General features: G+C 68.9%; 7 protein-coding genes. 2 read left to right on the top strand and 5 right to left on the bottom strand.

Annotated elements, in window-relative coordinates; translation table 11 throughout:
• The 3 genes from ACYP33_RS33440 to ACYP33_RS33430 all read right to left on the bottom strand — a co-directional run.
• Positions 1–2,095: DUF802 domain-containing protein (locus ACYP33_RS33440; protein WP_459625400.1), on the bottom strand; the 2,095-nt coding region annotated here is incomplete at its 3' end.
• A 9-nt stretch (positions 2,096–2,104) separates the two neighbouring features.
• Entirely contained in the window at positions 2,105–3,016 is a 912-nt protein-coding gene (locus ACYP33_RS33435; RefSeq protein WP_459625399.1) for a DUF3348 domain-containing protein, read from the bottom strand.
• 140 nt (positions 3,017–3,156) lie between these two features.
• Entirely contained in the window at positions 3,157–3,588 is a 432-nt protein-coding gene (locus tag ACYP33_RS33430) for a GNAT family N-acetyltransferase (RefSeq protein ID WP_459625398.1), read from the bottom strand.
• A gap of 201 nt (positions 3,589–3,789) precedes the next feature.
• On the opposite strand from ACYP33_RS33430, the gene ACYP33_RS33425 reads away from it, so the two are divergent.
• A complete protein-coding gene (locus ACYP33_RS33425; RefSeq protein WP_459625397.1) occupies positions 3,790–4,254 on the top strand; it encodes a MarR family winged helix-turn-helix transcriptional regulator in 465 nt (154 codons plus the stop codon).
• A 123-nt stretch (positions 4,255–4,377) separates the two neighbouring features.
• On the opposite strand, the gene mctP is transcribed toward ACYP33_RS33425, so the two are convergent.
• Both mctP and ACYP33_RS33415 read right to left on the bottom strand, forming a co-directional pair.
• Positions 4,378–5,874: a monocarboxylate uptake permease MctP gene (gene mctP, locus ACYP33_RS33420; RefSeq protein ID WP_414447780.1), complete on the bottom strand. Its 1,497-nt coding sequence runs from the start codon at positions 5,872–5,874 to the stop codon at positions 4,378–4,380.
• A complete protein-coding gene (locus ACYP33_RS33415; protein ID WP_414441753.1) occupies positions 5,871–6,083 on the bottom strand; it encodes a DUF3311 domain-containing protein in 213 nt (70 codons plus the stop codon). Before ACYP33_RS33415 ends, mctP begins: the two co-directional genes overlap by 4 nt.
• A 312-nt stretch (positions 6,084–6,395) precedes the next feature.
• Between ACYP33_RS33415 and ACYP33_RS33410 the strand changes: the two genes are divergently transcribed.
• Positions 6,396–7,127 (top strand): SDR family NAD(P)-dependent oxidoreductase (locus ACYP33_RS33410; protein ID WP_459625484.1); only part of this gene is annotated, 732 nt, incomplete at its 3' end.

Below are 7,127 nucleotides of genomic sequence, written 5' to 3'. Positions count from 1 at the left end.
GCGTAGCGATGCTGTCGGCGGTCTTGGCGAGCGCGTCGCAAATGGTCTGCTGGCGCTCGGCGGCTTGCGTCGAAGCGGCCTGCCACGCGGTAGCGTTCGCTTCAGCGGCGCGGGCGATTTCGGCGATCGTGCCGCTGGCGTGTGCTTCGGTCTGCGTAGCGATGCTGTCGGCGGTCTTGGCGAGCGCGTCGCAAATGGTCTGTTGTCGTTCGGCGGCTTGCGTCGAAGCGGCCTGCCATGCGGAGGCGTTCGCCTCAGCGGCACGCGCGATTTCCGCCACCGTGCCGCTGGCCTGCGCGGCCGTCTGCACGGAAATCTCGTTGGCCGTCCTGGCGAGCGCGTCGCAGATCGTCTGCTGACGCTCGACCGCCTGCGTGCTGGCCGTCTGCCAGGCCGCCGACGAGGCCGCCGCCAGCCGCGCGATTTCGGTGACGGTGGCGGTGGCCTGCGTTTCGGTGCGCGCGGCCACGTCTTGCGCGGTGGCCGCCAGCGCCTCGACCACGGCCTGCTGGCGTTGCGCGGCCTGCGTGCTGGCCGCTTCCCAGGCAGCCGAGGCCGATTCGGCGGCGCGCGCGATCTCGCCGAGCGCGCGGCCGGTTTGCGCTTCGGTCTGCGCGGCGATGCTGCCGGCCGTGCGCTCCAGCGTCGCGCAGATTTCGGCCTGCTGCTGTTGCGCGGCCGCGTTGGAGGCTTGCCATTGCTCGCGCAGCGTCGTGCCGACGGCTTCCAGCGAGCCGGTCCAGGCCGCGAGACGCGTTTCGTCGCGCGCGGCGAGCTGGCCTTGCAGTTCCTGTTGCGTGCCGTGCAACTCGCGCAGCAGCGCGGCGGCGTGCGTTTCGAACGTCGCGGCGGCCGAGGCGAGCGCCTGGCGGTTGTCGTCGGCGAGCTTTTCGCCCGATTGTTCGTGACGCGCCAGCGCGTCTTGCCAGGTTTGCGATGCGGCTTCGGCGGCGGCGGCCTGACGGCTGTCGACATCGCGCAGCAGCGTGGCCGAGCGGGCCTCGAAGCTGGCGTTGAAGCTGTCGAGCGCGCCGCGCAGGTCGCCCGCCAGCGCGTCGCCGGCGCGGCGTTGTTCGGCCAGTGCGTCGGTCCAGAGCCCGGCCACGCGGGCCGTGCTGGCCTCGAAGCCACGGTTCAGGCCGTCCAGTTGGCGTTCCACCGCCTGCGTCAGCGTGCCGTGCAGCGCGGCGCTTTCGCGTGCGAGGCCGGCCATCGCGGCATCGACCACCGGCGCGATCGCCGATCCCGCCACGCGCGCGCTTTCCGCCGCGCTCGATTTGAGCGCCTCGCCGAGCGTCGCCGCGAGGCGCGCGTGGCTGGCTTCGGCGTTGTCGAGGAAGGCCTGTTGCCCGGCGAGCTGGCGGTCGCCGGCCGTCGCGCCCTGGCGCTCGATGGCCGCGATCAGCGTTTCGAGCTTGTCGACCAGCGCCGGCATCGCGTCGGCCTGGCGCTGCATCAGCGCGAAGCCGGCCTCGCGACGGTGCGCGTGCGAGAACGGGCGCAGCACGGTGGCGCTCAACGCGTCGAGCTGCTGCACGGCATCGAGCCGCTCGCGGCGGCACAGCGCCGACAGCAGCCCGAGCATCGCCGAGGTGGCGACGCCCGCGATCGAGGTGCCGAATGCGAAGCCGAGGCCGCGGATCGGCGCGTACAGCGCATTGCGGATCGCGTCGAGGCCGGTCGCGCCGTCGAGCGCCGCGCTGGTGCCGCGCAGCGTCGCCACCATCCCGAGCAGCGTGCCGAGCATGCCGAGCAGCACCAGCAGGCCGACCAGGTAGGGCGTCAGCGCCGGCGCGGGCAGGGCCGCGCGCTCGCCCTCGACGCGGGCGCGCACCGCGCCGCGCAGGCCCGGCGCGAGTGGTTCGAGCCAAGCGGCCAACGAGGCCGGCTCGGCCTGCGTGGCGCAGGCGCGCGTCAGGCTCGCCGTGGCCTGGCGGTAGCGGTGCAGCTCGAACGCGCCGCCCGCGTAGAAGGCGGCGATCAGGAGCGTGACGGCCAGCGCGAGCGGATTGGCGCTCACGTAGCCGGCGCCGATCCAGGCCACCACGGCCAGGCCGGCGAGAAATACGACGAGATCGATGCGAAGTCGGGACATAGATGGAAATTAGCGGGCGCGAAGGGCCGCGAGCAGCCCTCCGACCGGTTGGAACCGGACATCCAGTTCGGCGAGCAGGACGCTCTGCATATCCTTGCGGAACGTGTCGAGCCAGGTGTCGGCCGGCGCGGGGCCGGGGGCGACGCGGGGCCGGACGGCGGCGGCTGCGTGTGCGGTTGGGGCGGCGGTGTTCGGGGCTTCTGCCTGGGCCTGGGCGTCCGCCGCCGCTTGCGCCTGAGCCTCTGCCGCCACGGTTTCCGCCTCAGCCTGCACCTGAGCTTCTGCCTCGGCGGCTTCGGCTGCTTCCGCCTTGGCAGCCGCGCGCAGCCGCTCGAAATACTGACCGAGCAACCCCGGCACCGCGCCGAACAGGCTGCGTTCGCGCGCGGCCAGCGCACGCTCCATGGTGGCGTCGAGCGCGGCCAGCCGTGCCAGCGCCGGCGATTGCGCCGCCAGCCGGCCGCGCAATTTCGCGCGCAGGTCGCCGATGTCGCTCTCCATCTTCTGCTGCAAGCCGAGGCAGCACTGACGATAGAGCGCGAAATCGGCGTCCGGGCCGGTGAGATCGGGCAGACGCGCGGCTGGCGGAGGCGAGGCAAAGCCGCCGCCCTGGCGGCCGTGGCGCGGCGCGCGCGCGGGCGCGAGCAGGGCGTCGTTGGCGATCGCCTTCGACAGCGCCGAGCGCAGGTCCAGGCAGCGCGCCGCCTCGTCGCCGCCCTGCGTACGCAAGCCGGCCACCGCGGCGGGCGCGGGGGCGGCCAGCACGGAGGAGAGCGCGATCGCGTCGGTCCAGCCGACCCATTCGCTGAGTCGGTCGGGCAACGGCAGCGCGGTACGCGGCACGTCGGGCTGGCCGAGACGCATCAGAAGTCGGATGATGGCCGGCGCGTTCAGTGAAGTGCGCGGCGAGGTGGGCAACATGCGGCGAATCAGAAAAAAGGCAGCAGTTTACACAACGGCGCGGCTCGGCACGCGGTTTTGGCCGACGAGGCGTGCGGCAGGGGCTCGCGGAAGGTGCGGCCAGGGGCGTCGGATGCGCCACTGGCAAGGCGCGCGGGCCGTCAGGCGGCACCGAGCGCCTTCTTCATGAAGTAGCGCGAAAAGCCGGTGGGATAGTCGGGCAGCTCGGCGAAACAGGCGTAGCCGAGCCGTTCGTAGAACGGCCGCGCCTGGAAGCTGAAGGTGTCCAGCCAGGCGTGATGGCAGCCGCGTGCTACCGCTTCCTGCTCGGCGAGCCGCATGAGGCGCGTGCCCACGCCGCTGCCGCGCGCCGCTTCCGGCACCACCAGCAACTGCGTGAACAGCCATTCGTAGCCCGTCATGCCCCACAGGCCGCCCACGATCTCGCCGCCCGCATCGCGCAGCGCGACGACCAGCGGGCGATGCCCGGCCGGCGCGCTGCTGGCGTTCACGTTGTATTGCACGAGCGGCTCGACGATGCGCTTGCGAACGGCCTCGTCCGCCTGGTCGGTCAACGTATAGGTATGGGTCATGGTCGTTTGATCCGGAAAAGGGAGGCGCAGAGGGCCGGGCGCCCCGGTTCGCCACGCGAGACGGCAGGTATAGCGGACCGGCGCATGCCTGACAACAGCGCGGGACCGTCGCGGGAGCCGCAGGCTGGCCGTCTGACACATGCCTGTCGGCATGCCGCTATACAATCCGCCGCTCGCAATCAGGCATCGCCACGAGGTTTCATGACCCGTCCGGACCCGGCCGAACCCGCCACCCCTCAGCAGCTCGCCGATTTTCTCTGCTTCGCCGTGTACTCGGCCAACCTGGCTTTCGGCAAGGCGTACAAGCCGCGGCTCGACGCGCTCGGGCTGACCTATACGCAGTACATCACGCTGGTGGCCGCCTCCGAGGGCGAGGCGCAGACGGTCGGCCAGCTCGGCGAACGCCTCTACCTCGAATCGAACACGCTGACGCCGATCCTCAAGAAGCTCGAGGCGCTCGGTTATCTGGCGCGGCAGCGCGCGCAGCACGACGAGCGGCAGGTGCTGATCAGCCTGACGCCGCAAGGCCGGCAGTTGCGCGAAACGCTGGGAAAGTTGAGTGTGGTCGATGCGACCGGCCTGTCGGCCGAGGAAAGCGACGCCACGCAGCAGGCCGTGGCGCGCTTGCGGGACCGGCTCGTGGCGTCGGTGCGGAATGACGATTGAAGAGATGGCTTGACGTCCGTTCGAGCGCCGCCTGAAGGCAGGCGGTGCTCAACCGGTTGCGGGCGCAAGCATCCGCGCCGGTTACGGCCGCCCCGCCATGCAGCACGGGGCGGCCGGCAACCCTCAGACTGCCGCGCCGCGGCCCGCCTGCGGACGGCTGGCCGAGGTCAGCGCCGAGATCACCAGCGTCACGACGATGTTCACCACCAGCGCGATCAGGCCGATATAGAACGTGTAGGAACCCGAACCGACGTGCAGCGTGTACACCGGCTTCAGGCCTTGCGAGACCGACAGCGCGGTACCCAGCACGATCCCCACCAGCCAGCCGATCAGCAGGCCGGTCGCGCTGAGGCGGCGCGTGTACAGCGAGAACACCACGGCCGGCAGGATCTGCAGGATCCAGATGCCGCCCAGCAGTTGCAGCTCGATGGCGTACTGCGTCGGCGCCGCGACGATGAACACCAGCGCGCCGAACTTCACGAGCAGCGACACCAGCTTCGCCGTCGAGGCCTCGCCGGCCGCCGATTGGTTCGGCGATACCAGCGGGCGCCACAGATTGCGCGTGAACAGGTTCGCCGCGCCGATCGACATGATGGCGGCCGGCACCAGCGCGCTGATCGCGATCGCGGCGGCGGCGAAGCCGACGAACCACGACGGGAACAGCGTGTGGAACAGCGCCGGCACCACATCGGTGGGCGACTTGACGTGGATGTCCGCGGCGATCGCCATGTAGCCGAGCAGCGCGATCAGGCCCAGCAGCACCGTGTAGGCCGGCAGGAAGATCGCGTTCTTCTTGACGGTCGCGGCCGAACCCGAGGCCAGCACGCCCGTCATGGTGTGCGGATACATGAACGCTGCCAGCGCCGAGCCGAGCGCGAGCGAGGCATACGCCGTGAACTGGGTCGGCTTGAGCAGGATGCCGGTCGCGCCGCCCTTGGCCGCGAAGTGCGCGTCGGCCAGTTCGAACACGTGTGCATAGCCGCCGAGCTTCACCGGGATCAGGCAGACCGCCGCGATCACCACGATGTAGATCATGATGTCCTTCACGAAGGCGATCATCGCCGGGGCGCGCAGGCCGCTCGTGTAGGTGTAGAGCGCGAGGATCAGGAACGCGATGATCAGCGGCAGCTCGCCCGACACGCCGAGGCCCTTGATCACCACCTGCATGCCCACCAGTTGCAGCGCGATGTAGGGCATCGTCGCGACGATGCCGGTGATCGCCACCGCCGCCGGCAGCCACTTGCCGCCGAATTCGCCGTGCACGTAGTCGGCCGCCGTGATGTGGCCTTTCGCGTGCGCGATCTTCCAGAGCTTCGGCATGACCGCGAACACGAACGGATAGACCACGATCGTGTAGGGCAGCGCGAAGAAGCCGTAGGCGCCCACCGCATACACCAGCGCCGGCACCGCGATCACCGTGTAGGCGGTGTAGAAATCGCCGCCCACCAGGAACCACGACACCACCGTGCCGAACTGGCGGCCGCCGAGGCCCCATTCATGCAGTTGCGTGAGGTCGCCGCGCCGCCAGCGTGCCGCGATGAAACCGAGCACCGTGACGAGTGCGAAAAACGCGATGAAGACGGTCATCGCCACCGGATCGATCGAATAGCCGTCGTTCATTTTTCACTCCGGTAGACCAGATACAACAACACGGACGTAACCGGAATCCACAGCAATTGATACCAGTAGAACATCGGCAGGCCTGCAAACGACGGCTGGCCGTAGTTATAGAACGGCAGCCATAAAAGCGCGACATACGGAATCAGCAGCGCGACCCAGACCCATAGCGGTTTCCGTTTGCGTGCATCGTCTTGAGGGCTGTCTGCCATCGGTCTCTCCTCCTGTGCGGTGGGCTTCGTATCGGGTTATTGGATAAAGCGGCTCGATTGTGAGCCATTATGAGATAGGTTGCAGTAGGAAACGACCGGCGTTGTCGGCTTCGGACAAATTGGAACGGCTTCCTTTCAAATTGCTTTTGAATAAGGCGTTAATCCTTACGAATTAATTTCATTGTTTTGACGGACCGGTCGGACCAGTTAGGAATCCGCAGTACAGCCGAGCGTTACGCACGTTGCCTTGCCAGCCAATCATTCTCTTTTCACCGGGTAAAAATCATCCCGGCTCAATCGATCGATATCGCCATGACTACTTCGCAGCCCGTTGCATTGATTACCGGTTCGACATCGGGGATCGGTGCGGCCATTGCCCGCCGACTTTCGAAGGATGGGTTTTCAGTTGTCCTGCATTCGCGCAATTCGGTCGAGGTGGGGCAGGCGCTGGCGCGCGAGCTCGGCTCGGCCGCCTATGTGCAGGCCGACCTGGCCGACGACGCCGATCGCATCCGGCTGGTGCGCGAGGCGGTGGCCGTGTGGGGCCGGCTGGACGTGCTGATCAACAACGCCGGCATCAGCCGCGTGATTGCGCATGCCGATCTGGCGGCGGCCACGCCGGAGGTCTGGCATGAACTGCATGAGATCAACGTGGTGGCGCCGTTCCGGTTGATAGCCGAAGCGCAGGCGGCGTTGAAGGCGACCGCCGCGCGCGGGCGGCCCGGCTGCGTGGTGAACGTCAGCTCGCATGCGGGCGTGCGGCCCAAGGGGGCGTCGATTCCGTACGCGGCGAGCAAGGCGGCGCTCAATCACGTGACGCGCTTGCTGGCGGTGTCGCTGGCGCCCGACATTCGCGTCAATGCCGTCGCGCCCGGGTTGGTGGATACGCCGTTGACGGCGGATTGGACGCAGGCCCAGCAGCTTTGGCGCGAGAAGGCGCCGATGCGGCGGGCGGCCAGCCCGGACGATATCGCGCAGGCGGTGGCGTGGCTGGTTGATTCGGATTACTTGACAGGGGAGATCGTGATGTCGGATGGCGGGCTG

This window comes from Burkholderia sp. 3C (assembly GCF_054589155.1).
Note: the sequence above shows the minus strand (reverse complement) of the source record. Positions and strands in the feature narration are given on the sequence as shown.